The following is a 24,231-nucleotide window of genomic DNA, read 5'->3' as shown; positions in this document are numbered from 1 at the left end:
GCACCGGTCGGTGCGGGCCGTCCTGTCCGGTTCAGCGGCCGTTCTCGGGAGCCGGGACGGGAGGCCCGGAGAACGGGTTCGGGGTGATCGCCAGGGGGCCGGAGCGGTGCCCGTGGCACCGTCGGCAAGGCACCGGCCCGTGCGGTCCGCCGGGCTCCCGGCGTCCGCGGCGTCTCAGACCTGGGGCCGGAGGCGGGCCGCGTCGGCGGGCGTGCTTCCCACGTGGCTCCCGGCCGGGACGATCGCACTGGCCTTGCGCCACTTGGCCCAGTCGACGTTCCAGTCGCCGAAGCCGTTGTCGAAGGCCGTCATCATCGTGCCGCCGCTGTTGACGACCTCGACGATGTCACCGAGCTTCACGGTGTCGAAGAACCACTTGGCGTTCTCGGTGCTCATGCCGGTGCATCCGTGGCTGACGTTGGCCGCGCCCTGGGAGCCCACGGACCAGGGGGCCGCGTGCACGTACTCGCCGCTCCAGGTGACCCGGGTGGCCCAGTACACACCGAGGTCGTAGAAGTCCGACGACCCGATGCTGGCGCTGGTCATGCGTACGAAGGATTCCTTGGCGAGGATGACCTTGACCCCGTTGCGGGTGTCGTAGCCGGGCTTGCCGGTGGTGACCGGGATGGTGCGGATGACCTCGCCGTTGCGCTTCACGGTCATCTGGTGGGATCCGGCGTCGGTGACGGCCTCGATCCGGTCGCCGATCGTCAGCTTCAGGGGGGCCGAGGAGCCGCCGTGCAGCTTGTCCCCCACCCTGATGCCGGCCAGTGCGCTGCGCACCTGGACCTTCGTGTGCGCGGGCCAGTACTCGCGCGGGCGGTAGTGCAGGGTCTTGTCGTTCACCCAGTGCCAGCCGCCGTCCACCCGGGGCTGGGAGTCGACCTTCAGGGCCCGCTCGACGGTCTCGCGGGCCGCGCGGTCCTTGACCGGGGCGCTGAGCTCGGCGGTGACCGGCTGGCCCACGCCGTACGTTCCGCTGTCGGGGCCGAAGCGGACCCGGAGGAGCTTGTCGGCGGGCCTGGTCTCGAAGGCGACCGTGCGGCGGCCGGGGGCGCCGTCCTCGTCCTCGGTACTCACCCGGACGGTGTAGTGGGCGCCTGCCGCCAGGGGGGTCGTGCTGCGCCAGCGGGTGCCGTCGGCGGAGAGTTCGCCGCGCACGTAGCGCCCTGCGGCATCGGTGGCGGTCACGTCGGTTATTCGGCCGTCGTCGTCCTTGGTGGATATCTCCAGCGGCTTGTCGGGGTCTATTCGCCCGCCCTCCACCGCGTTCAGGGTGACCTGGCCGGATGCGTCGTACGGCGTCGCGGACAGTGGGTGCCCGTCGCCGTCGCAGGCGGTGGAGAACACCGCCAGGGGGGCTATCAGCAGAGCGCAGCTCGCTGCCGTCCGGAATCGCGTAGTGTGACTCATGGTCACAAACTAGAAAAAACGGGACGGGTCGGCGCGCCGAGCGCGGGCAAACGGGTGAGGCCCGGCAACCTGGAAGGTTGCCGGGCCTCACGCCGTGCCGCTCCGCGGGGAGCCGCGGGTGCTACTGGTTGGCGTTCTCGCCGCGGTAGTACTCGAAGACCCAGCCGAACAGGCCCACGAGAATGACCGGCAGCGAGAAGTAGAGCAGCCACCAGCCGAAGACGACGCCCATGAAGGCCAGGGCGCCACCGATGGCCAGGGACAGCGGCTGCCAGCTGTGCGGGCTGAAGAAGCCCAGCTCACCGGCGTCGTCGGCGATCTCCGCGTCCTTGCGGTCCTGCGCCCCGGTGTCCACCCGGCGGGCGGTGAAGGCGAGGTAGAAGCCGATCATGATGCTCAGGCCGAAGGCGAGGAACAGCGCCGTCGTACCGACCGGCTCCTTCGACCACACGCCGTAGACGATGGCCATGGCCAGGATGAAGACGGCCAGCCAGATGAACATGCGCCCTTGGGTCTTCACTTCCCGGCCTCCTTGCCACCGGCCAGCGCCGTGTCACCCGCGGCGACGTGCTCGAGCTGGTCGAGCGCGGCGATGTCGGGGTGGTGCAGATCGAACGCCGGGGATTCGGAACGGATCCGCGGCAGGGTGAGGAAGTTGTGCCGCGGCGGCGGGCAGGACGTCGCCCACTCCAGCGAGCGGCCGTAGCCCCACGGGTCGTCCACCTCGATCTTCTCGCCGTACTTGGCGGTCTTCCAGACGTTGTAGAGGAACGGCAGGATCGACAGACCGAGCAGGAACGACGCGATGGTCGAGATGGTGTTCAGCGTGGTGAAGCCGTCGGCGGCGAGGTAGTCCGCGTAACGCCGCGGCATGCCCTCGGCACCCAGCCAGTGCTGGACGAGGAACGTGCCGTGGAAGCCGATGAACAGCGTCCAGAAGGTGATCTTGCCGAGCCGCTCGTCCAGCATCTTGCCGGTGAACTTCGGCCACCAGAAGTGGAAGCCGGCGAACATCGCGAACACCACGGTGCCGAACACCACGTAGTGGAAGTGCGCCACCACGAAGTACGAGTCCGAGACGTGGAAGTCCATCGGCGGCGACGCCAGGATCACCCCGGTCAGACCACCGAAGAGGAAGGTGACCAGGAAGCCGACCGTCCACAGCATCGGCGTCTCGAAACTCAGTGAGCCCTTCCACATGGTGCCGATCCAGTTGAAGAACTTCACACCGGTCGGGACCGCGATCAGGAAGGTCATGAAGGAGAAGAACGGCAGGAGTACACCGCCCGTGACGTACATGTGGTGCGCCCACACCGTCACCGACAGACCCGCGATGGAGATCGTCGCGCCGATCAGGCTGATGTAGCCGAACATCGGCTTGCGGCTGAAGACCGGGACGATCTCGGAGATGATGCCGAAGAACGGCAGGGCGATGATGTACACCTCTGGATGGCCGAAGAACCAGAAGAGGTGCTGCCAGAGCAACGCTCCGCCGTTGGCCGCGTCAAAGATGTGCGCCCCGAACTTCCGGTCCACCTCCAGGGCGAACAGCGCCGCCGCCAGGACCGGGAAGGCCATCAGCACGAGGATGCCGGTGAGCAGCACGTTCCAGGTGAAGATCGGCATCCGGAACATCGTCATGCCCGGAGCGCGCATGCAGATGATCGTGGTGATGAAGTTGACCGAGCCGAGGATGGTGCCGAAGCCGGAGAAGGCCAGACCCATGATCCACATGTCGGCGCCGATGCCCGGCGAGCGGACGGCGTCCGACAGCGGGGAGTAGGCGAACCAGCCGAAGTCGGCCGCACCCTGCGGGGTGAGGAAGCCGCCGACCGCGATCAGCGAGCCGAAGAGGTACAGCCAGTAGGCGAACATGTTCAGCCGCGGGAACGCCACGTCGGGCGCGCCGATCTGCAGCGGCATGATCCAGTTCGCGAATCCGGCGAACAGCGGCGTCGCGAACATCAGCAGCATGATCGTGCCGTGCATCGTGAACGCCTGGTTGAACTGCTCGTTCGACATGATCTGCGTGCCGGGACGGGCCAGTTCGGCGCGCATGAGCAGCGCCATCAGTCCGCCGATGCAGAAGAACGCGAACGACGTGACGAGGTAGAGCGTGCCGATCGTCTTGTGGTCGGTGGTCGTGAGCCACTTCACCACGACATTGCCGGGCTGCCGGCGGCGAACCGGCAGCTCGTCCTCGTACGAGGCTGGAGTGTCGGCACCCTGGGGATCGTTGAGGATGCTCATTCGGTGTTCGTCTCCGCATTCTTCTCGGCTGCCGTCTGCGGAATGCCGGACGGGATGTAGCCGGTCTGGCCCTGCTTCGCCAGGTCCTTGAGGTGGGCCCGGTAGCGCTCCGGAGAGACGACCTTGACGTTGAAGAGCATTCGCGCGTGGTCGACGCCGCAGAGCTCGGCGCACTTGCCGCGGAAGGTGCCCTCCTTGTTCGGCGTCACCTCGAAGACGTTGGTGTGGCCGGGGATGACGTCCTGCTTGAAGAGGAACGGCACGACCCAGAACGAGTGGATGACATCCCGGGAGGTCAGGATGAACTGGACCTTCTCGCCCTTCGGCAGCCACAGCGTCGGACCGGGGTCACCGGTCTGCGGGTTCCGCTCGCCCGGGGTGCCCGTCTCGTAGACGCCCTCGGCGCCGTTCGGGGCGGCCTCGAGCTCCCGGTCGGGAATGGACTGCAGATTCGCCGGGACCTTTGCGGGAGTGCGCGGGTTCCCGTCGACGTTCTCCACGTAGTTGAAGCCCCAGCTCCACTGGTAGCCCACCACGTTGATGAGGTGGGCCGGCTTCTTGGAGGTCTTCAGCAGCGCGCTCTCATCGCGGGCCGTGAAGTAGAAGAGCACCGCCACGATGATGATCGGGACCACCGTGTAGAGGGCCTCGATCGGCATGTTGTAGCGGGTCTGCGGAGGGATCTCCACCTTGGTCCTGCTGCGGCGGTGGAACATGACCGACCACAGAATCAAGCCCCACACCAGCACGCCCGTGGCGAGTGCTGCCGCCCAGGAGCCCTGCCACAGGGAAAGGATCCGCGGCGCCTCCTCCGTGACGGGGGTGGGCATTCCGAGGCGGGGGAAGTCCTTGTATGTGCAACCGGTGGCGGTCGCAAGGACCAGGCCCGCGGCCAGCGCCTGCGGCAGCTTCCGCCGCATCGGGCGCCGCGACGAGCGGTCGGAGCCGTTGGGACTCACGTAGCGCCTTCCCGAGAGTCTCGCCCGCGCGGCCGGTTGCGGCCGTCCTGGTCGGTCGCCGGCCCTGGCGCGGGCAGGGGTTTGGATGTTTATGCGGACCAAACCCTACTGGACGCTATTTGGGGTCGCGCGGGGAGGGTGCCCAACGCGGCGCGCCGCACCCCGAAGGGGTGGAACAGAGGACTCCGCGAGCCTTCTGACACGTCCTCGCCTCCCCTCCCACCTGCGGTGCGCCGGCCCCCGCGGACCGGTGTGCGCAGTGCCGCGCCCACCGGCCGGGCCCACCGTACAGCGGGGCCGCCCGGACCGGCCGCGCGTCCCCGGGCCCGGCCCCGCTCCCCGGACGAAGGATGCGGGGCACCCCGGCGCGTTAGCGTTTTCCCGTGGCCTATTTCGATTCGGCATCGTCCGCTCCGCTGCACCCCGTCGCCCGGCAGGCGCTGCTCGCCGCCCTCGACGAGGGGTGGGCCGACCCGGCCCGGCTGTACCGGGAGGGGCGGCGGGCCCGGATGCTGCTGGACGCGGCCCGGGAGGCCGCCGCCGAGGCCGTGGGCTGCCGGGCGGATGAGATCTCCTTCACGCCGTCCGGCACCCTGGCCGTGCACAGCGGGATCGCCGGTGCGCTGGCGGGCCGCCGGCGCACCGGGAACCACCTGGTGCTCTCCGCGGTCGAGCACTCCTCCGTGCTGCACGCCGCCACGGCCCACGAGGCGGGCGGCGGGGTGCTCACCGAGGTGGAGGTGGACCGCGCGGGCCGGGTGGACCTCGAAACCTACGCACGGGCCCTGCGGCCGGACACCGCGCTGGCCTGTCTGCAGTCGGCCAATCACGAGGTGGGCACCGAGCAGCCGGTCGCGGAGGTCGCACAGGCGTGCCAGGGGGCAGCCGTGCCGCTCCTGGTGGACGCGGCGCAGTCGCTGGGGTGGGGGCCGGTCGCGGGCGACTGGTCGCTGCTCACCGCAAGTGCCCACAAATGGGGCGGACCTGCCGGTGTCGGGCTGCTGGCGGTGCGGAAGGGTGTCCGGTTCGCTCCGCAAGGCCCGGCGGACGAACGGGAGTCGGGCCGCGCCCCGGGCTTCGAGAACATCCCGGCGGTGGTCGCGGCCGCGGCGTCGCTGCGGGCCGTGCAGCAGGAGGCGTCCACCGAGGCGGCCCGGCTGAGGTCCCTGGTCGACCGGATCCGGGCACGGGTGCCCCAGCTGGTGCCGGACGCCGAGGTGGTCGGCGATCCGCTGCGCCGACTGCCGCACCTGGTCACCTTCTCGTGTCTCTATGTCGACGGGGAGACGCTGCTGCACGAGCTGGACCGGGCGGGCTTCTCCGTGTCGTCCGGCTCCTCCTGTACCTCGAGCACGCTCACCCCGAGCCATGTGCTGCGGGCGATGGGGGTGCTCTCGGAGGGCAACGTCCGGGTGTCGCTGCCCGCCGGGACCCCGGAGGAGGAGGTGGAGCGCTTCCTCTCCGTCCTGCCGGAGACCGTGGGGGCGGTGCGGGAACGGCTGGGCGCGCCGCGGGGGCAGGGCGCGGGTGCGCCGCAAGGGCAGGGCGCGGGTGCGCCGCAAGGGCAGGGCGCGGGTGCGCCGCAAGGGCAGGGCGCGGGTGCGCCGCAAGGGCAGGGCGCGGGTGCGCCGACGGCCACCGCATCGGGTGCCGCCGCATCGGGTGCCGCAGCACCGCCTGCCACCACGCCGACTGCCACCGCACCGGCCGCCGACACTCCGGCCACCGCAGCACCGGCCGGAACCGCATCGTCCGGCACGCCATCGGCCGCGGCGGCGCCGGAGGGCTCGCCGGGAGGGGTCCCGGCGGACGCGCCGGAGAACGCACGGGCGGAGGAGGAGCCCGCCCTGACCGTCGACTCGCTCGGGAAACGCTGCCCGATCCCGGTGATCGAGCTGGCGAAGGTGATCGACGACGTGCCGGTGGGCTCGGTCCTGGCGGTGCTCTCGGACGACGAGGCGGCGCGGCTGGACATCCCGGCGTGGTGCGCGATGCGGGAGCAGGAGTACGTGGGGGAACGGGCGGCGGAGCACGGCACCGCCTATCTGATCCGCCGCCTCGGCTGAGCACGGCACCGCCTGTCCGGTCCGCCGCCTCGGCTGAGCCGTATGGAGCCCGGCGGCCGAACCACCCGTACCGGCGGAGCCGTCCGGTCCGGCGACCGGGCCGGACGGCTCCGGCGGCTGATCCGTCCGTCCGGCCACTGAGCCGTTCGGCCCCGCACCCGTACCGCCCCGCTCAGCTCGGCGGACGCAGGGCGCGCGGTCCACAGCACGACGGCCGGCCCCCGGTGCGTTCGGGGACCGGCCGTCGGTGCCGGGCCGGCTCAGGTGCGCCGGGCCGTCAGCTCAGGTGGGCCTGGACCTCGGCTGCCGCGTCCTGGCCGTAGGCCTTGGTGAAGCGGTCCATGAAGTGACCGCGCCGCAGCTCGTACTCCTGGGTGCCGAGCGTCTCGATGACCAGGGTCGCCAGCATGCAGCCGAGCTGGGCGGACCGCTCCAGGGAGAGGTCCCAGGACAGGCCCGCCAGGAAGCCGGCCCGGAAGGCGTCACCGACACCGGTCGGGTCGACCTTGGCGTCCTCCTCGGGACAGCCGACCTCGATGGGCTGCTCGCCCTGCCGCTCGATCCGGACGCCCTGCGCGCCGAGGGTCGTCACCCGGGTGCCGACCTTGGCCAGGATTTCGTCCCCGGTCCAGCCGGTCTTGGACTCGATCAGGGCCTTCTCGTACTGGTTGGTGAAGAGGTAGTCCGCACCCTCGACGAGCACCCGGATGTCGTCGCCGGACATGCGGGCCAGCTGCTGGGAGGGGTCCGCGGCGAACGGGATGCCGCGCGAGCGGCACTCCTCGGTGTGCCGGATCATGGCCTCGGGGTCGTCGGCTCCGACGAGCACCAGGTCCAGCCCGCCGACCCGGTCGGCGACCGGCTGCAGTTCGATGCTGCGGGCCTCGCTCATCGCGCCGGTGTAGAAGGACGCGATCTGGTTGTGGTCGGTGTCGGTGGTGCACACGAAGCGCGCGGTGTGCAGCACCTCGGAGATCCGGACGGCACTGGTGTCCACACCGTGGCGGTCGAGCCAGGCGCGGTACTCGGCGAAGTCGTTGCCCGCGGCGCCGACCAGTATCGGGCGGAGGCCGAGCAGCCCCATGCCGAAGCAGATGTTGGGGGCGACGCCGCCGCGGCGTACGTCGAGGGTGTCGACCAGGAAGGAGAGCGAGACCGTGTGCAGCTGGTCCGCGACCAGTTGCTCCGAGAAACGGCCCGGGAAGGTCATCAGGTGGTCGGTGGCGATGGAACCGGTGACAGCGATTCGCACAGCGGATCTGCTCCCGTGACGGTAAGAAGATGAGGGGACAGTCAACGCTACCCGTTGCGGCCCGCCTCTCCGACCCGGCAAATCTACCCGATAGTAGGTCTTTCTCCACCGCATTGCGGACGCATACGGTTTCGGATGTACGGGGTCCGCGACGAGGCGGCCCCCTCGGACCGGGAGTACACATGCCGAAGCAGCACGTAGAGACCGCTCCCCTGCCCCTCACCGCCGAGCCCGAGTCGCTCGCCGAGCTGCGCGGTGACTGCGCCCGGATGGCGCCCCACTGGGTGCCCCACCCGCACGCCTCGTCCGAGCCCGTCCCGCCGTCCCGGATCCACGGCGTCTCCGTACCGCCCGCCTACGCCCGGCTGCTGGACGGAATGTCCGAGTACGGGGACTGACGCACCACCGGTGCCGCGGGTCCTCCCCAGCCCTCCCCGCGGCACCGGGGAACCGGATGCCCCACTGCTCCGTCCAACCCGCGTCCCTCGGATGAGGGACTCGACATTCAACTGTCGAGCGGAGTCGAAGGAGCAAAAACGGTGAGCACCGAGAACACTCCCCCCGCGTCCGGCGACGAGCCCGTCACCGAGGGCGCCAAGGGGAGCTCCCCCACCGAGGGCACACCGGAGAACCGTGCTTCCGACAACCCGCGGCAGCGGCGTTCCACGCTGGTGGCCGTATCGGTCGCGGCAGCGGTGCTGCTGGCCGGCGGCGGCGGTGCGTACTGGGCCTCGACCGCCGGTGACGGCGGCGGGGACCAGGGCACTCCGGCCGCCGGTCAGGGTGACCCGCCCCCGCTGAAGCTGGACGGGTACGGGCAGAGCGCGAAGCACGAGGGCCCGGCGGGCATCGCGCCGGGCGAGCCGGACCCGTCCGGGAACGAATACCGCGCCGAGGGCCGGCTGCCCGAGGCACCCGGCTCGGCCCATGTGTACCGGGCGCAGGGCGAGGTGACGCGGGCGCAGGCCGAGAAGCTGGCCAAGGCGCTCGATGTGCCGGGCGCGCCGCGGCTCGACGCGGGCACCTGGAAGTTCGGCACCCCGGACACCGCGGGCCCGACGCTGGACATCAACTCCAAGGCGCCCGGCACCTGGACGTACGTGCGCTACGGAACCACGACCGACTGCGCGGAGCCCGGCCCGGAGGACGGCCCCGGCGACAAGAAGGGCGCCTCGCCCCGGTGCGCGGCGCCCGGTGAGGCCCCGGCTCCGAAGGACGACAAGGACAAGGGGTCCGGTCCGGTCTCCGAGGAGAAGGCGAAGAAGGCCGTCGGCCCGGCGCTGAAGGGCATCGGGCTGAGCGACGCCAAGCTGGATGCGAGCGAGACGGTCGGCGCGATGCGGATGGTGAACGCCGAGCCGAAGTTCGACGGTCTGCCGACGTACGGCTGGCAGACCGGCCTCCAGGTCGGCGCCGACGGGCAAGTGGTGGGCGGCAGCGGGCATCTGACGCGGATGACGAAGGGCGCCGACTACCCGGTGCTCAGCGCCCAGGAGGCGCTGAAGCGGCTGAACGCGATGGGCGGCGGCGGCAAGGTCGGCATCGCCGGCTGCGCATCGGCCGTTCCGCACGACGGCTCGATGGGCATCGAAGGCGGCGAGAAGCCCGGCGAGGAGAACTGCCCGCCGGCCGGCGGCAAGCGCCCGACGGACCGGGGTCCGCTGACGGTGCGCGACGCGACCTTCGGTCTGGCGATCCACTACGTGGACGGCAAGCAGGCGCTGGTGCCGTCCTGGATGTTCGAGGTGGAGCAGCCGGGCACGAAGACCCCGGACGACAGCTACACCGTGACCCACCCGGCGGTGCAGCCGAAGTACCTCGCCGGCTCCTCGTCCGATGACGGGCCGACGGCGAAGCCGGAGAAGCCCGGGAAGCCGGGCAAGGCCGGGAGCGGGACGCAGGCCGACATCGAGTCGTACAGCGCCGACGGCCGGACGCTGACCCTGAAGTTCTGGGGCGGGGTGTGCCACACCTACACGGCGTCGGTGAACACCTCGGACGGGTCGGTGCAGGCCGAGATCCGGGGCGAGGAGAAGAACCCCGGCGAGAAGTGCATCAAGATCGCGAAGCAGTACGAGAAGAAGGTGGAGCTCGACAAGCCGCTCGGTGAGCGGAAGGTCGTGGACGCCTCGGACGGCAAGACCGTGGCGAAGAAGTAGCGGCCGGGCGACGGGGTCCGGACGGCCGTTCCGGCCGCCGGCTCCGGCCCCTGCGGACGGCACACGAAGACGCCGAGGGCGGCGGACCTGGTGGTCCGCCGCCCTCGGCGTCTGTCGCGCGGGCCGCCCTGGGGCGGCCCGCGATGCTCAGTGGCCGACGATGCTCAGCGGCCCGCGATGCTCAGTTGAAGGAGTCGCCGCAGGCGCAGGAGCCGGTGGCGTTCGGGTTGTCGATCGTGAAGCCCTGCTTCTCGATGGTGTCGACGAAGTCGATGGAGGCGCCGCCCAGGTACGGGGCGCTCATCCGGTCGGTGACGACCTTGACGCCGCCGAAGTCCTTCACGACATCGCCGTCGAGCGAACGCTCGTCGAAGAAGAGCTGGTAGCGCAGGCCGGAGCAGCCACCGGGCTGGACGGCCACGCGCAGCGCGAGATCGTCGCGGCCTTCCTGCTCCAGCAGGGCCTTGACCTTGGCCGCGGCGGCGTCGGACAGGAGGATGCCGTCACTCGCGGTGGTCTTCTCGTCCTGAACGGACATCTGCTTCTCTCCCGGGTTCGTACGGACTGCTTGCCGTCGGCTGCAACCGACGGGGCCGCGGATTCATTCCGGGCCTGGCACGTTCTCTTCGCCTTCATGCTCGCACACAGCGGCGGCTCGGGGCACGGGCTGCCCGGTGGGGCTTCGCCCGAGGGGGCGGGCCGCGAGGGAGGGCCGTGGAGCGGTGTGCGACGGGGCCGGATCCTGCCGGGGCGCGGGAAGGGGCCGGTCGGGACGTGCGGGGCGGGTTCCCGCCCGGGCTCCCCCACGCCGATCCGGGGCCGATGGCCGGGGTCGCCCGGGAATGCGTCACATCGACGCGATGACCATCGTCAAACTGACACGAAGCAGTTATGATAGATAACGTCAATCAGACGAAAAGGCTTGTCTGCGGAACACAGAAAGGGTGCGTGCAGTGACCACGGCCCAAACGCTCGACGTCCAGCCGACGCCGCTTGCCCTCCTCCTGCTCGGCCGGGAGGCCGACCCGAAGAGCGAGCGCGGCGTGGAGTGCCCCGGCGACCTGCCCTCCCCGTCCGACCCGGACCTGGTGGAGCGGGCCCGTGCGGCCAAGGCGAAGCTCGGGGAGAAGGTCTTCGTGCTGGGTCACCACTACCAGCGCGACGAAGTGATCCAGTTCGCCGATGTCACCGGCGACTCCTTCAAGCTCGCGCGGGACGCCGCCGCCCGGCCACAGGCCGAGTACATCGTCTTCTGCGGCGTCCACTTCATGGCCGAGTCCGCGGACATCCTCACCACGGACGACCAGCAGGTCGTCCTCCCCGACCTGGCCGCGGGCTGCTCGATGGCCGACATGGCCACGGCCGAGCAGGTCGCCGAGTGCTGGGACGTGCTGGCCGAGGCGGGTGTGGCCGATGTGACGGTGCCCGTCTCGTACATGAACTCCTCCGCCGACATCAAGGCATTCACCGGCAAGCACGGCGGCACCATCTGCACCTCCTCGAACGCCAAGCGGGCGCTGGACTGGGCCTTCGAGCAGGGCGAGAAGGTCCTCTTCCTGCCCGACCAGCACCTGGGCCGCAACACCGCCGTCCGCGACATGGGCCTGTCGCTGGAGGACTGCGTCGTCTACAACCCGCACAAGCCGGGCGGCGGCGTGAGCACCGAGGAACTGCGCGCGGCGAAGATGATCCTGTGGCGCGGCCACTGCTCGGTGCACGGCCGCTTCTCGCTGGAGTCGGTACGGGACGTCCGTGAGCGCATACCGGGCGTGAACGTGCTGGTGCACCCCGAGTGCAAGCACGAGGTCGTCGCGGCCGCCGACTACGTCGGCTCCACGGAGTACATCATCAAGGCCCTGGAGGCGGCCCCGGCCGGCTCGAAGTGGGCGATCGGCACCGAGCTGAACCTGGTGCGCCGGCTGGCCAACCGGTTCGCGGACGAGGACAAGGAGATCGTCTTCCTCGACAAGACGGTCTGCTTCTGCTCGACGATGAACCGGATCGACCTGCCGCACCTGGTCTGGGCGCTGGAGTCGCTGGCCGAGGGCAATCTCGTGAACCGCATCCAGGTGGACCCGGAGACGGAGAAGTTCGCCAAGCTGGCGCTGGAGCGGATGCTGGCGCTGCCGTAGGCCGGCCCGTCGTGTGGGGCCACGGCAGCGCCGTCCGGGTGCTGCCGTGGCCCCACAGCCTGTCAGGGCGCGGTAGGACGGCGGAGCGGCGCGGTGACGCTCAGCCCGCCGTCCGCCACGCAGCTCACCGGCCGCCGACGCACTCCGCGGCGCCGCCGGGGAGGGGCTTCGGCCACCAGCGCCGGCCGGCGTCCGGAGCCGGGGAGGCCGCCGGGACGCCCGTCACCAGGCGACGGGCAGGGCCTCGACTCCGTACACGATGGCTCCGTCCCGCATCTGCACGTCCTTCGCCGGAATCGCGAGGCGCAGCCCGGGCAGCCTTTCGAGCAGCACGCCGTAGCCGATCCTCATCTCGCTGCGCGCCAGTTGCTGGGCGACGCACTGATGGACGCCGAATCCGAAGGCGAGGCTGCCGGAGGGCCGGCGGGTGATGTCGAAGGCGTCGGGATCGGCGAAGCGTTCGGGGTCGCGGTTCGCGGCCGGCAGCGACACCGTCACCGTCTGCCCCTTCCGCACCACGTGCCCGGCCAGCTCGACGTCCTCCAGCGCTCCGCGGGAGATCCCGAACTGGATGACGGTCAGATACCGGAGGAGTTCCTCGACGGCACCGTCCATCAGCTCGGGGCGTGCGCGCAGGGCCCGCAGCTGCTCGGGATGGGTCAGCAGGGTGTAGGTCCCCAGGGACAGCATGTTCGCGGTGGTCTCGTGCCCGGCGGTGAACAGCTGGAACGCGACGCTGGTCAGCTCCGCGTCGGTCAGCTCACCGGACTCGACCAGCCCGCCGAGCAAGTCGTCCGTGGGGTCCTTCCGCTTCCGGGACACGATGTCGGCGAGGAACTCGAAGATGATCCGGTAGCACTCCTTGACCTCTGCGGCGGAGGAGTCGATACGGAGCATCCGCTCGGACACGGGCTGAATGCTCCGCCAGTCCTCGTACGGAATCCCGAGGAGGTCGCAGATCACCCGGGAGGGGAGGGCGAGGGCGAAGCCGGTGACCAGATCGGCGGGGCCGGACGGAGTGGTCTCCTGCATCCGGTCGATCAGCTCGTGCGCGGTGGCGGCGATCCCGGCTTCCAGCTCCCGCATGCGCCGCACACTGAGCTCGCCGGTCAGCAGCCTGCGGTACTTGGTGTGGTCCGGCGGATCCATCCCGACGAACATTCCGGGCACATCCTCCTCGGGAGGCTGGCCGTCGCCCAGGACCTCGTGCACGGCCGAGTGCCGCAGTTCGGGTCGTGAGCTGAAGCGGGGATCCGTCAGCACCGTCCGGGCCAGGCCGTGACCGGTGACCATCCAGCCGATGTGGCCGTCCGCGTAGGTGAGGGGGGTGATGGGGCACTGCTCGCGCAGTTCGGCCAGGCGGGGAGGCGGGTCGAGAACCCTCTCGCGCCGGGTCGGGATTCTCATCGGTGCAAGGTCTTCCGCTGTCATGTTCGCTCTTCCTGAGATGTCCGGGACGGTGCTCGGCGCGTCGGCGTGTTACGGCGCGACGGTGACAGCGGTCTTCAGGATCTCCTCGGTTCGCCGCATCAGCTCGGAGCGCTGTTCCGCGGTGAGAGAACCCCCGGGTGAAATGATCTCCACGCTCAGCCTGCCGTCGCACGAGGAGAGGACGAAGAGCCGAAGCCCCGGCATGGTCGTGGTGGTGAAGCCACGGAAGTCGGTGACCCGCAGGCCCTCCGGCGTGACGAACGACGGAATCGACCCGAAATTGGACACCACCAGGTCCACGGTGCGCGGTTCGGAGGCTGCGAACTGCCCTGCTTCGAGAATCGCCCGTTCCGCCTCGCCCCCGGCGATCGCCGCGTCCAGACGGGCCTTGATGGCGAGGCCGACCGCCCTCGGGTCGGCATCCTCGGGCACCTCGACCTCGGTCTCGATGCCGCTCACGAAGACCGTCGACTCGTCGACGGTCACGGCCGGCCGGACTCGATGACGCAGGTCCACCGGGCATCCGCACACCATGGACCGCGCTCCGCCGTCACCGCCGAGCTCCTCCCTGAGCGCGACCGTCGCCACGCCGGCGACGAACGCATGAACGGAGAGCCCCTGTGCGCGCAGACCGCCGACCAGCTCGGCCGTGGCGTCCTCGTCGAGCCGGATGCGGTCCGGGACCACCACGAGGTGCTCCGGAGACGGAGTGGTGGCCAGCACCTGGCGCAGGGCGGCCCGGTCCACGGCCGGCTCGGCGGCGCTCGCCGCTCCGCGCTCGCGCAGCAGGTGCTCGGCCGAGGCGGGAAGAGCGTCCACCGCGGCCGTCTCCGGTATCTCACCGCGCACCAGGGCCGTGTAGTGCCGCAGCAGCCGTTCGAGCAGCGTGATGCCGCCGCGGCCGTCCGTCATGCTGTGATGGACGACGAGTACGAGGTGACTGCGCTCGTCGCCCCTGACCAGAACGAAGCGGCAGAGCGATCGTGACGAATCCAGCGGTCGGCGCATCTCGTCGAGATATTCCGCTTCACCGCCCTCACGGACCACCGTCTCGACGGCCTGTTTGCCGGCGGTGTCGAAAAAGAATCCCCGTTCATCCCTGCCGAGATACCCGCGCAGCAAGGGGCGGCTGTCGCACAGCGCCTCGAAGGACTGGATCAGCAGCCCGGAATCGATTGCTCCATCACATGTGACCGAATACGAACCCGACCAGTCGACGAATGCGTGGTAGGCCTCGCTCGGGTCCAGATAACGCCGTTCCGACATCTGTCACTCATCTCGCACGGACCGAGCCGGAAGACGGCTACGAGTCATTTCATCCATCGGCCGCCAGTATTCACGAGCACCCGCGGCACGTCTTCCGCCGAAGGGCCGAATGCCGATACCTGGACGATCGACCAGGACAGGAACCGGGCACCCCGGCTCAGGTGCAGACCGGTTCCTCGGTACGCCGGAAGGGCAGGGCGACGGAGGAGGCTATGAGCTGCGCTCTCGTACTCAGTCCCGCTTTGGCCAGAACATTCGATACATGAAACTTGACGGTCTTCTCACTGACCGACAGATCCGCGGCAATCGCCTTGTTGGACAGCCCCCGGCAGATGAGCCGGACGACGTCCTGCTCACGTTCCGTCAGCCGCCCGGAGACCGGCAGATCGCCCCCGAACTGCGTGGAGCGGGAGCGGATGGCTTGTAAGAGCAGCCCGGTCAAGGCGCGTGAGGCGAACCCGTCGCCGACGGCCGCCGCCCGTACGGCGTGGATGAGGTCGTCGTGGGGAGCGTCCCGATGAACCATGCCGCACACATTCGCCCGGGCCAGGGAGACCAGTTCTTCCGAGGCCCGGCCCGTGATCCCGTGAATGACGGTGGCCGGGGCGAACCCGCCCCGCGCCCTGCCGATGCCACGGACCAGGCCCGAGAAGCCCGCTTCGAGCAGCACCACGTCGACCGGCCCCTCATCGAGCCGCTGCAGACATTCCTCGGCATTCGCGACATCAGCCACCACCGAAATGGATGGGTCTCTGTCGAGGATCATTCTCAGCCCGAATCTTGCGTGCTGATTCCCGTCACAGATGACGACACTGACCGGCATCTTGTCACAGAATCGAGCCACACAAACCCCCTAGGTCAACCGTGAGTCGGTCGCGAGAAAAAGGGGATGCCGAATGCGCACTCCGCGCCGGCGCTCCGGCGCAGCACGGCGCACGACATATGCGCACATGCCTCACTGAAGCGAAAAAACCTACTGTCCCCGTAATCCTCGACGCCGAGCCGAGATCCTAGATCACATTAGCGAGCGGATTCGGCCGGCACAAGGGATTTCAGGAATGCTCCAATCGGCAACAGTTAAAAACTGAACAAGATGGAGAACCCCATCACGGCGCCGTGGGCGACGAGTTCGGCGTCCCCCTCCATGGCACGGGTCACGGGGTGATCGTGATGGCCTCGCACGGGCAGTTCAGGGCGGCGGCCTCCACCTCGGCGGACCGTTCCTCTCCGGGAGCGGAATCGAGCAGCAGGACCGTTCCGTCGCCTCTCCGCTGGTCGAAGACCGCCGGTGCGGTGAGGGCACACATCCCCGACCCGCAGCAGCGTTCGGGGTCGACAGCGACGTTCACGCACGGCCTCCCCGGCCGGGTGCGGGCAGTGCCGTCATCGGCATCCGGTTCGGGTTGACGGTGGCCCAGGGCATCTCCCGTACCTTCGTGCCGGGGGACAGGACCAGCTGCCAGCGGCGTACCACCACCGCCAGTACCGCGTGCATCATGGCCCAGGCGAACTGCTCTCCGATGCAGTGCCGGGGACCGGCGCCGAACGGCGTGTACGCGCCCTTCGGCAGGGAGGCGGCCGGGCGGTCGAGCCAGCGGTCCGGGTCGAACCGCAGCGGGTCGTTGAACAGGTCCGGATCACGGTGCACGGCGTACGGGCTGTAGAACAGCTCCGTACCGGCCTTCACCCGGCCGCCGCCGAGCGGGAAGTCCCGTACCGCGCGCCGGGAGATCACCAGGATCGGCTGGCGAACCCGCATGACCTCCTGCAACACCTGTCGGCAGTACGGCAACCGCCCGGCGTCGGCCATCTCGAAGTCACGGTCGCCCATCACCTCCCGCACCTCTTCGCGCACCTTCCGCTCGATGTCGGGATGGCGTGCGAGTTCGTAGAACATCCAGGCCATCGCGGTCGCCGCCGTCTCCGAGCCGGCCATCGTGACCGAGACGATCTGGTTGCAGACCTCCTCGTCGGTCATCGGCAGGCCCGTCTCCTCGTCCCGCGCCTCGAGGAGCATGGAGAGCATGTCCGACCGGTCCCCGCCCCCGGTGCTGCTCCGGTACGCCAGCATCACCCGGCTGATCGCCTCGCGCAGACCGGTGAACGCCCGGTCGAAACGGCGGTTCATGGGCAGCGGAAGCTTCTCCAGAAGGTCCCCCGGCGAGACCGTGCGCCACATGATGGCTTCGAGCACCACCGGCAGCAGTTGCGCCAGCTCCTCGTGCGCCGCCCGGCCCACCGCCGAGCCGAACATGGTGGCGGCCAGGATGTTGAAGGTGATGTCGCGCATCGCCTTGTCGACGGGGATGCACTCGCCCGGACGCCACGAGCCGGACCTCTCGGCCGTGACCTCGTGCATGACCTTCGCGTAGCGGGCGATCTGCTCGCGGTGGAACGACGGTTTGATCATGGCCTGTTGGCGACGGTGCTCATCCCCGTGGGCATGGATGACGCCGTTGCCCGTGAGCGGCCGCACCTTGTCGTAGAACCTCCCCTTGTCCAGCAGGTCCTTGCGGTCGGTCAGAACCGACTGGATCAGGGCGGGAGAGGTGACGAACAGCGACGGCATGGGCCCCAGGTCCACCCGGACCAGATCGCCGTGGTGCCGCAGCGACTGCAGGAACCCCAGCGGATCCCGCATCAGCGACAGGGCGTGGCCGGCCCCCGGGAGCCGGCCGGGAGCCGTCGCGTACGTGATCGTCATGTGCCCACCGCCGCGGGGAGCGCCGACGGCCGGTCCTGCTCCGCCGGGGAGCGCAGTGTCCAGTACCCCCGGTCGCTGAACTCGGTGCGGTCGGCGTGCAGGGTCATGACTCCGGAGCGCACGCCGTTCCATCGGTGGCCGGAGCCGTTGTACCGGGAAGTGAGGTACGACCACTGCAGGTTGCCGGCCATCATGTGCCACAGCGCGTCGAGGTAGGCCCGGATATCCGGCCTCGCGCCCAGCTCGCTCGCCTCGATGGCGGCCCTCGCCGCCATGAAGTCCGCGCGCTTTCCATCGATCAGCGCGAAGAGCCGGTCCGTCGCCTCCTGGAGTTCCAGGCCTTCGCTGAGGTGCAGCACGGCGAGCGCGTTGACGTAGTCGTCCATCATCGCCTCGGCCCGGAACGAGAACAGGTCGTTGGTGAGCATGATGTGCACCAGGGCCGTGTCGATGATGTCGCGCAGCTCCTGGTGCGCGGTCAGGTCATCGGTGAGGTCGATGCCCAGCCCGTACTCACCGAGGACGAAGTACATGCCCATGCCGACGCTGTCCCGGCGCACGGTGAGGTAGGTCTCGTAGTCGAAGACCCGGTCGTCGCTGCGGGAGGTGATCTCCGAGACACAGCCGGAGAGGAACTTGTGGACCTCCGTCATGAAACGGCTCCACAGCTCCGGCGAGGTGTCGGCGCACATCTCCTTCCAGAGACCCTGCAGCACGCTCCCCCACGCGAAGTCCGCGCCCTCGGCCTGATCGCTGAGGATGCCGGCGATCCGGGTGAAGAGCTCCTTCGCGGCCTCGGGGTCCTTCCCGATCTTCGTCCGGTCGACCATGGCGTTGTCGAAGACGGACAGGTACTCGGTGTACTTGCACAGGAGCCGCAACCTGTCGTCCCGCGCCGTGGGCAGGACATGGCAGGTCCACAGCGAGGCGGTCTCCTCGAGCAGGAGCGCCATCTCCCGGGAGCCGTCCAGGGCGAACCCCATGCTCTCGCGCACCCAGGCGTCCGACTCCGCGCGGATGTCCTCGGTCAGCGGGTGGGAGCGGGCGGGGAGCAGGTAGGGGAACTCCGGGAGATAGATGCGGGTGCCGGGCGCGAACGGCGCCGGGATCTTGGACATGCCCACTCCTTCAGCAGGTGCGATTCAGTGATGCCGTCGCCAGCTGTTCCAGCTCGGTCAGCGCGGATTCATGGACGGCAGCCGTCCGCAGCCGGGCGACCCCCTCGGCGTACCGGTCACTGATCATCCGTTCGACGACCGCGGGAGCACCGGTGCTCGCCACGAGGTCGCGCAGCTCGGCGACCTCCTCGTCCCCGATCCAGGAGGCACCGTAGAGATCGCGGAGCCGGGCGCTCTGGTCCTCCCCGGCCAGCTCACGAGCGACGGCGATCAGCGCTGTCGGCTTGCCCTGCCGGGCGTCGTCCGCAGCGTTCTTGCCCGACTGTTCGGGGGAGCCCAGGAATCCGACGAGGTCGTCCCGGAGCTGAAACGCTTCGCCGACCCGGAGGCCGAAGTAGTCGTACGCCGCGAGCACCGCCTCGTCGGCTCCGGCGAGGGCTCCGCCGATCTGCAGCGGGTAACGGACGGTATAGCTCGCCGTCTTGTGACGGACGATCTTCAGCGCGTCCTGGAGCGCCCCGCCTCGGGCCTCGCCGACCAGGTCGAGGAACTCGCCGTAGACCGCCGAGCTGCGCAGCCGGGCGAAGAGCGCCCTCGCCGGCTTGCTGCGCTGCACGAGGGGGCTGTCGTGAAAGATCTCCTCGGACCACACCAGGCAGGCGTCCCCGGCGAGCAGCGCGCTGCTGAGCCCGAAGTGCCCGCTGTCGCCGCGCCAGCCCGCCGACCGGTGACGCCTGCTCATCGCCACGTGCATCGTGGGCCGGCCGCGCCGCAGGTCGCTCCGGTCGATGAGGTCGTCGTGGATCAGAGCCGCCGTGTGGAAGAGTTCGAGCGCGGCGGCGGCCGCCACGACGCCCGGGTCGTCGGGTGCTCCGCCCGCCCCTCGCCAGCCCCAGTAGCAGAACAGCGGACGGATCCGCTTGCCCCCGCGAAGCGCGAATTCCCGCAGCTCCGCCAGGGCTTCCCTGGTCTCCTGGTCCGGCTCGGCCTCGATCCGTTCCTGGAGGAACGCGTCGAGGAACGCGTCCACCCGCGCTCTGAGCGGCAGGTGATCAGTCGTCAGGTCGTCGAGAACGCTCACTTCTTCCGCCTCACGACCTTCATCGGAAGCGGCCCGGGCACCAGCGCCCCCATGGCGACCGGCCGCACCGGCTCGCCGGAGACCGGCTGCACGGTCCACTGCTGGGCGAGTGTGGCGAGCACGGTCTGGGTCTCGAACCAGGAGAAGGACTCACCGATGCAGTTGCGGACGCCCGCGCCGAAGGGCATGAAGGCGCTGCGCGGCACTCCCTTCGCCCGCTCCGGGAGCCAGCGGTCCGGGTCGAACGCCTCGGGGTTGTCGTAGAGCTTCGGGTCGTGGTGCACCGCGTAGATGGAGTAGAGCACCTCGGTGCCGGCCGGGATGCGGTGCCCGCCGAGCTCGACGTCCCGCACGCATTTGCGGCCCAGTGCCCAGACCGGCGGGTAGAGGCGCAGCGCCTCCTGGATCACCCGGCGGGTGTAGTCGAGCTCCCGGAGGTCGTCCGCGGCCACGGGGCGGTCCCCCACGACCCGGTCGACCTCGTCCTGCATCCTGCGCTGGACTTCCGGGTGCCGGCCCAGCAGCATGCAGCTCCAGCTCATGGCGCTGGGAGTGGTCTCCGACCCCGCGGTGAGCAGGGTCATGAACTCGTCCTGGATCTGCTTGTCGGTCATCGACGTGTTGCCCTCGTCCCGTGCGGTGAACAGGAGGGTCATCAGGTCGTCGTTGTCCTGGAGGTTTCCGCGGGAGCGGTAGTCCGCGATGATGCGCCGGCCCATGGAGTAGAGCCGGGCGATGGCGCTGTGGAACTCCCGGCTGGTCCTGGTGGGCAGGCGGTCGAGGAGGGCCGGAGGTATCGCCGCGCGCTTCTCGACGCCGGAGATCACGACCGGCATCGACTTGTAGACCTCGGCGACGTCCTGCTCCACCATGTCGGTGGAGAACAGCGCCTTGATGACGATCCGCACGGCCAGCTCGTAGAACATGTCGTACATGGCCACCCGCTGGCCGTCCCGCCAGCCGTCGAAGACGTCGGAGGCGGACTCACGCATCACGTCGACGTACGAGGCGATCCGGCTGTGGTGGAAGGCGGGCTGCATGAGGAGGCGCTGCCGGCGGTGGAAATCCCCCTCGGAGAGCAGGATTCCGTTGCCGAGCAGCGGACGGGCCTGGTCGAACTGCATTCCCTTCTCGAAGGCCTTCGCCTTGCGGACGAGAATGTCGTACAGCATGTCGTGGTCACTGACGACATAGGCCTGCTTGGTGCCGAGCCAGATCCGGACCAGCCCGCCCTGCTCGCTCACGGACTGGAAGAACTTGAGGGGGTTCCGGAACATCCGCACCGCATGGCCTGCGAGCGGAACCCTCCCGGGCATGGGGGGAACGGATGTAACGGCAGGGGCGAGAGCCATCGTCTTCCTTCGTGGGGGGGGGTGGTCGCTGCGCGTCGGATGCGCCGTGCGGAAGGGCACCGGGATGCCGCGCCGGTCAGCTCCAGACGACCGGGAGGGCGGCGAGTCCGCGGAACACGAAGCCGCCCGGCAGGTGACGGGGCTCGAACCCGTCCTCCAGCCGCAGCCGGGGCAGCATCTCGGCGAGCGTCTCCAGGGCGATACGGCTCTCCAGCCGGGCCAGCGACGCACCGACACAGAAGTGAATGCCGTAGCCGAAGCCGAGGTGCCGGGGCGGTCCCTGACGGTCGAGGCGGAAGGTGTCGGGATCCTCGACCCACTCCGGATCACGCCCGGCGGCAGCGAACATCACCCGCATCCGCGCGCCCTCCGGGAGGTCGGTCGCCCCCACGGTCGTCGCCTCGGTCGCGACCCGGGGCGCGCCCTGGACGGACGAGTCGAAACGGAGCCCCTCCTCCACCGCGGCGGCCACGAGCCCACGGTCCTCGATCACCGACTCCCACAGCTGCCGGTCGCCGAGAAGGTGGGACATGGTGTTCGCGATCAGGTTGGTCGTCGTCTCATGCCCTGCCGCGATCATGACGCGGAGCGCGACCACCGCGTCCTCGTCCTCGCACACCGGGTTCTCCTCGTCCGCGGCGTTGACCAGAGCGGTGAGGAGGTCGTCGGCCGGCTCACGGCGGCGGTCCCGGAGCAGCCCGAGGACGTACTGCTCGTAGGCGACGACACTGTTCGCGCAGTGCAGCTGCTGCTCGGGGGGCATCGGCACCACCTGGAGCGCCAGCCACTCGTTGTTCCAGGCCTTGACCTGGTCGCGGTCCTCCGGCGGGATGCCGATGATGTCGCAGATCACCGTCATCGGCAGCGGGTACGCGAACTCCTGGAGCAGGTCCGCGCGGCCCGCCGCGGAGAACCCCTCCACGAGCCGCCGGGCGGTGCGCCGGATCGACGGCTCCAGTGTGCGCAGGGTCCGCGGCGAGAAGTATTCGCCGATGAGGGTGCGGAACCGGGTGTGCTCCGGCGGGTCCACGTTGTAGAGCGCGACCCGGAAGAACAGCGAACCGTCCAGGACCGCCTGCGCCTCGGGGCTGAACGGGTAGGAACCGTCCAGGTTGTAGCGGCTGGTGAACCGCTCGTGGTCCCGCTGGACCTGTTCGATCTCCGCCTTCCCCGTGACGATCCATTCGTCGAGGTCGGCGTGATGTGCGACGGGGTTCGTCCCGCGCGTTGCGGCGAAGGCCGCGTGCGGGCATTCGATGAAGCTCTCGGCCTGCGGATCGAAGAGCTTCTCCACAGGTATTTCGGACGACACCGGGTTCGTTGTCGACATGCTCGGTTTCCTGCCCCCCACCAGTTTCCTTCGACGCCACCGGCACGAGGGCTGAACCACTCGTACGTACCGGCGTCCAGCATCGTCCGAACCGGGCCCGGTGTCTTCGGTCGGGAGACCAGGGTCCCGGTGCCGGACCGAAGTCGTGGGAGGAGGGTGAACCTGGCCCTTGGCCGGGCGGCCCGAACGCGGGATGCCGCGGCGGGCGGGATGCCGCGGTGACGGGTCCCCGGGTGCGGAAAAGGCCGGGGACCCGGCTATCGGTGACCGAGGACGTTGACCACGCGGCCGTTCGGGTCCCGGACGAAGAACCGGCGGACCCCCCACTCCTCGTCCCGCAGCATATGGACGATCTCCGCGCCGCTGCCCACCACGGCCGCGTACACCGCGTCCACGTCGTCCACCTCCACGCTCATGTCGGGTACGACGGGTGCTGTCCGGTCCTCTCCCATGAAGGTCACCTGGGCGGTGGGGTTGGTGGGAGATGCGAGCGTCATGACCCAGCCCAGGTTCATGACCTCCTCGAAGCCCAGCAGGCCGTAGAAGTCCCGGCTCTCCCCCAGGGCCTCGGACCGGATATCGGGCACGACTCGGCGAACTGACATCGGCGTCTCCTACGGCGTGAGGGGCGGCCAGGGTGAGGGGCGGCGTCGGCCCGATCCTGCCACCGGGGTCCGACAACGGTGGGGAGTACGCGCGGCTCGGTCCACACCCGAGGTCCCCCGTCGGCGGACGCTACGAAGCGAGGAGCGTCTCGGCGAGCCAGGCGAGGCCGCCGACCACTGCCCCGTAGACGGGAATGGCGATGAGGGGCCACGGCACGGGCCGGGGGACGAGCACTTTGGCGTGAAAGGCCAGATCGCGGTACTCGGCCATGCCCTCGGTGCCGGGCAGGACCATGAACCTCGGGCGCACGGTGCAGAAGAGCAGCCAGTCGATGACCAGCAGGTCGAACAGGACGAGCGCGAGGAAGCCGGTGACGCCCAGGACGAACGGCGGCCAGAAGCCGAGCGCGCCGTCCGTGCGGGCTTGGAGTTCGAGCACACCGGCCACCGGGACACCGACGAAGACCAGGAGGTTCAGCACGCCGGCCACCGCCGCGGTCCGCTTGCCGCGAGCGCTCTGCTCGCCGTACCGCTCCTGGATCGCGGGCGGATAGTCGGAGAGCAACGCGTCCCGGGCGACCAGCAGGGAGCCGAGGATCACCACGGTGGCCAGCCCTGTCAGGACGGCTGCGTAACTCAGGCTGACACGCGCTATTTCCGACCATTCCATGATCACTGAACCTACTCGGCGCCGACGAAGAGTGCGCAAGTAGCTTTTCGGCACAGTTGGGTCGACTGATGGCACGCTCCCCGGCTCAGGCGGGCGAGGAGGACGGCTGGGTGCCGGGCGCGGGCGCCACGGCGTCAACGGGACCTACGGGACCCGCGGGCCGCAGGGCGCACTCGGCCCAGACCGTCTTGCCGATCCCCGGAGAACGGTCGTGACTGCCCCAGGCGCCGGCGAGCGCGTCAATGAGGAACAGACCGCGGCCGGACTCCTCGTCCTCGGACGCCTTGTGGAGGGTGGGGTGTTCGGTGCCGGCGTCGGAGACCTCGATCCGCAGCGTTGCCGTTCCTCCGGCGCAGAGACGCTCGTGGCGCGGGTCGGTGTGGTCACACAGAAGCTTGCTGACGTCGGTCTCCATGGACAGCGTGGAAGAGGTGAAGCAGCAC

The 24,231-nt window shown here is 69.8% G+C and carries 22 protein-coding genes; 4 read left to right on the top strand and 18 right to left on the bottom strand.

The features are described from left to right. Positions 1 to 174: 174 nt before the first annotated feature. The 4 genes from ABT112_RS14945 to ctaC all read right to left on the bottom strand — a co-directional run bounded on the left by ABT112_RS14945 (position 175) and on the right by ctaC (position 4,622). The gene (locus ABT112_RS14945) at positions 175 to 1,413 is read right to left on the bottom strand and encodes a L,D-transpeptidase (RefSeq protein ID WP_351509458.1); all 1,239 of its coding nucleotides are present in this window, start codon (positions 1,411 to 1,413) and stop codon (positions 175 to 177) included. A gap of 121 nt (positions 1,414 to 1,534) precedes the next feature. Further along, positions 1,535 to 1,933 (bottom strand): cytochrome c oxidase subunit 4, encoded by a 399-nt coding sequence (locus ABT112_RS14940; RefSeq protein WP_351509456.1) that lies wholly within the window; start codon positions 1,931 to 1,933, stop codon positions 1,535 to 1,537. After that, a complete protein-coding gene (gene ctaD, locus ABT112_RS14935) occupies positions 1,930 to 3,663 on the bottom strand; it encodes an aa3-type cytochrome oxidase subunit I (RefSeq protein WP_351509454.1) in 1,734 nt (577 codons plus the stop codon). Before ctaD ends, ABT112_RS14940 begins: the two co-directional genes overlap by 4 nt. Next, positions 3,660 to 4,622 (bottom strand): aa3-type cytochrome oxidase subunit II, encoded by a 963-nt coding sequence (gene ctaC, locus ABT112_RS14930; RefSeq protein ID WP_351509452.1) that lies wholly within the window; start codon positions 4,620 to 4,622, stop codon positions 3,660 to 3,662. The genes ctaD and ctaC overlap by 4 nt, the downstream gene beginning before the upstream one ends. Positions 4,623 to 5,005: 383 nt before the next feature. On the opposite strand from ctaC, the gene ABT112_RS14925 reads away from it, so the two are divergent. Then, positions 5,006 to 6,688: a cysteine desulfurase/sulfurtransferase TusA family protein gene (locus ABT112_RS14925; RefSeq protein ID WP_351509450.1), complete on the top strand. Its 1,683-nt coding sequence runs from the start codon at positions 5,006 to 5,008 to the stop codon at positions 6,686 to 6,688. 277 nt (positions 6,689 to 6,965) lie between these two features. On the opposite strand, the gene ABT112_RS14920 is transcribed toward ABT112_RS14925, so the two are convergent. Next, positions 6,966 to 7,940: a carbohydrate kinase family protein gene (locus ABT112_RS14920; RefSeq protein WP_351509448.1), complete on the bottom strand. Its 975-nt coding sequence runs from the start codon at positions 7,938 to 7,940 to the stop codon at positions 6,966 to 6,968. A 182-nt stretch (positions 7,941 to 8,122) separates the two neighbouring features. Here ABT112_RS14920 and ABT112_RS14915 point away from each other — a divergent pair, with 182 nt between their 5' ends. Together ABT112_RS14915 and ABT112_RS14910 are read left to right on the top strand one after the other, a co-directional pair. Continuing rightward, positions 8,123 to 8,338 carry a hypothetical protein gene (locus ABT112_RS14915; protein ID WP_351509446.1) on the top strand — a complete coding sequence of 72 codons (216 nt, stop codon included), beginning with the start codon at positions 8,123 to 8,125 and terminating at the stop codon, positions 8,336 to 8,338. Positions 8,339 to 8,479: 141 nt separating this feature from the next. Beyond that, the gene (locus ABT112_RS14910; protein ID WP_351509444.1) at positions 8,480 to 10,099 is read left to right on the top strand and encodes a hypothetical protein; all 1,620 of its coding nucleotides are present in this window, start codon (positions 8,480 to 8,482) and stop codon (positions 10,097 to 10,099) included. Positions 10,100 to 10,280: 181 nt separating this feature from the next. On the opposite strand, the gene ABT112_RS14905 is transcribed toward ABT112_RS14910, so the two are convergent. Continuing rightward, positions 10,281 to 10,637, bottom strand: coding sequence for an iron-sulfur cluster assembly accessory protein (locus ABT112_RS14905; protein ID WP_351509443.1), 357 nt, complete (start codon positions 10,635 to 10,637; stop codon positions 10,281 to 10,283). 406 nt (positions 10,638 to 11,043) lie between these two features. Here ABT112_RS14905 and nadA point away from each other — a divergent pair, with 406 nt between their 5' ends. Further along, the gene (gene nadA, locus ABT112_RS14900; RefSeq protein WP_351509441.1) at positions 11,044 to 12,231 is read left to right on the top strand and encodes a quinolinate synthase NadA; all 1,188 of its coding nucleotides are present in this window, start codon (positions 11,044 to 11,046) and stop codon (positions 12,229 to 12,231) included. Between the two features lie 222 nt (positions 12,232 to 12,453). Here the strand turns inward: nadA and ABT112_RS14895 are convergent, their stop codons facing one another. From ABT112_RS14895 to ABT112_RS14840, 12 genes are all read right to left on the bottom strand, one after another. Then, positions 12,454 to 13,638, bottom strand: coding sequence for a cytochrome P450 (locus tag ABT112_RS14895; protein ID WP_351509439.1), 1,185 nt, complete (start codon positions 13,636 to 13,638; stop codon positions 12,454 to 12,456). A 72-nt stretch (positions 13,639 to 13,710) separates the two neighbouring features. Further along, positions 13,711 to 14,928: a phthiocerol/phthiodiolone dimycocerosyl transferase family protein gene (locus ABT112_RS14890; RefSeq protein WP_351509437.1), complete on the bottom strand. Its 1,218-nt coding sequence runs from the start codon at positions 14,926 to 14,928 to the stop codon at positions 13,711 to 13,713. A 157-nt stretch (positions 14,929 to 15,085) separates the two neighbouring features. Next, on the bottom strand, positions 15,086 to 15,751 hold the full coding sequence (locus tag ABT112_RS14885; RefSeq protein ID WP_351509435.1) for a LuxR C-terminal-related transcriptional regulator: 666 nt from the start codon (positions 15,749 to 15,751) through the stop codon (positions 15,086 to 15,088). Between the two features lie 331 nt (positions 15,752 to 16,082). Further along, the gene (locus tag ABT112_RS14880) at positions 16,083 to 16,277 is read right to left on the bottom strand and encodes a ferredoxin (protein WP_351509433.1); all 195 of its coding nucleotides are present in this window, start codon (positions 16,275 to 16,277) and stop codon (positions 16,083 to 16,085) included. Continuing rightward, positions 16,274 to 17,632, bottom strand: a complete 1,359-nt coding sequence (locus tag ABT112_RS14875) for a cytochrome P450 (RefSeq protein WP_351509431.1) — start codon at positions 17,630 to 17,632, stop codon at positions 16,274 to 16,276. The genes ABT112_RS14880 and ABT112_RS14875 overlap by 4 nt, the downstream gene beginning before the upstream one ends. After that, entirely contained in the window at positions 17,629 to 18,750 is a 1,122-nt protein-coding gene (locus ABT112_RS14870) for a terpene synthase family protein (protein WP_351509429.1), read from the bottom strand. The genes ABT112_RS14875 and ABT112_RS14870 overlap by 4 nt, the downstream gene beginning before the upstream one ends. A 10-nt stretch (positions 18,751 to 18,760) precedes the next feature. Further along, entirely contained in the window at positions 18,761 to 19,831 is a 1,071-nt protein-coding gene (locus tag ABT112_RS14865) for a polyprenyl synthetase family protein (RefSeq protein WP_351509427.1), read from the bottom strand. Further along, a complete protein-coding gene (locus ABT112_RS14860; protein WP_351509424.1) occupies positions 19,828 to 21,147 on the bottom strand; it encodes a cytochrome P450 in 1,320 nt (439 codons plus the stop codon). Before ABT112_RS14860 ends, ABT112_RS14865 begins: the two co-directional genes overlap by 4 nt. Before the next feature lie 112 nt (positions 21,148 to 21,259). Beyond that, a complete protein-coding gene (locus ABT112_RS14855; RefSeq protein WP_351509422.1) occupies positions 21,260 to 22,513 on the bottom strand; it encodes a cytochrome P450 in 1,254 nt (417 codons plus the stop codon). A 257-nt stretch (positions 22,514 to 22,770) separates the two neighbouring features. Then, entirely contained in the window at positions 22,771 to 23,118 is a 348-nt protein-coding gene (locus ABT112_RS14850) for a VOC family protein (protein ID WP_351509420.1), read from the bottom strand. 130 nt (positions 23,119 to 23,248) lie between these two features. Further along, positions 23,249 to 23,788, bottom strand: coding sequence for a hypothetical protein (locus ABT112_RS14845; protein ID WP_351509418.1), 540 nt, complete (start codon positions 23,786 to 23,788; stop codon positions 23,249 to 23,251). 85 nt (positions 23,789 to 23,873) lie between these two features. Then, positions 23,874 to 24,203 (bottom strand): ATP-binding protein, encoded by a 330-nt coding sequence (locus ABT112_RS14840; protein ID WP_351509416.1) that lies wholly within the window; start codon positions 24,201 to 24,203, stop codon positions 23,874 to 23,876. Positions 24,204 to 24,231 lie beyond the last annotated feature (28 nt).

It is taken from the genome of Streptomyces sp. NPDC002055 (assembly GCF_040296705.1).
In the GTDB taxonomy this organism is placed as follows: domain Bacteria; phylum Actinomycetota; class Actinomycetes; order Streptomycetales; family Streptomycetaceae; genus Streptomyces.
Note: the sequence above shows the minus strand (reverse complement) of the source record. Positions and strands in the feature narration are given on the sequence as shown.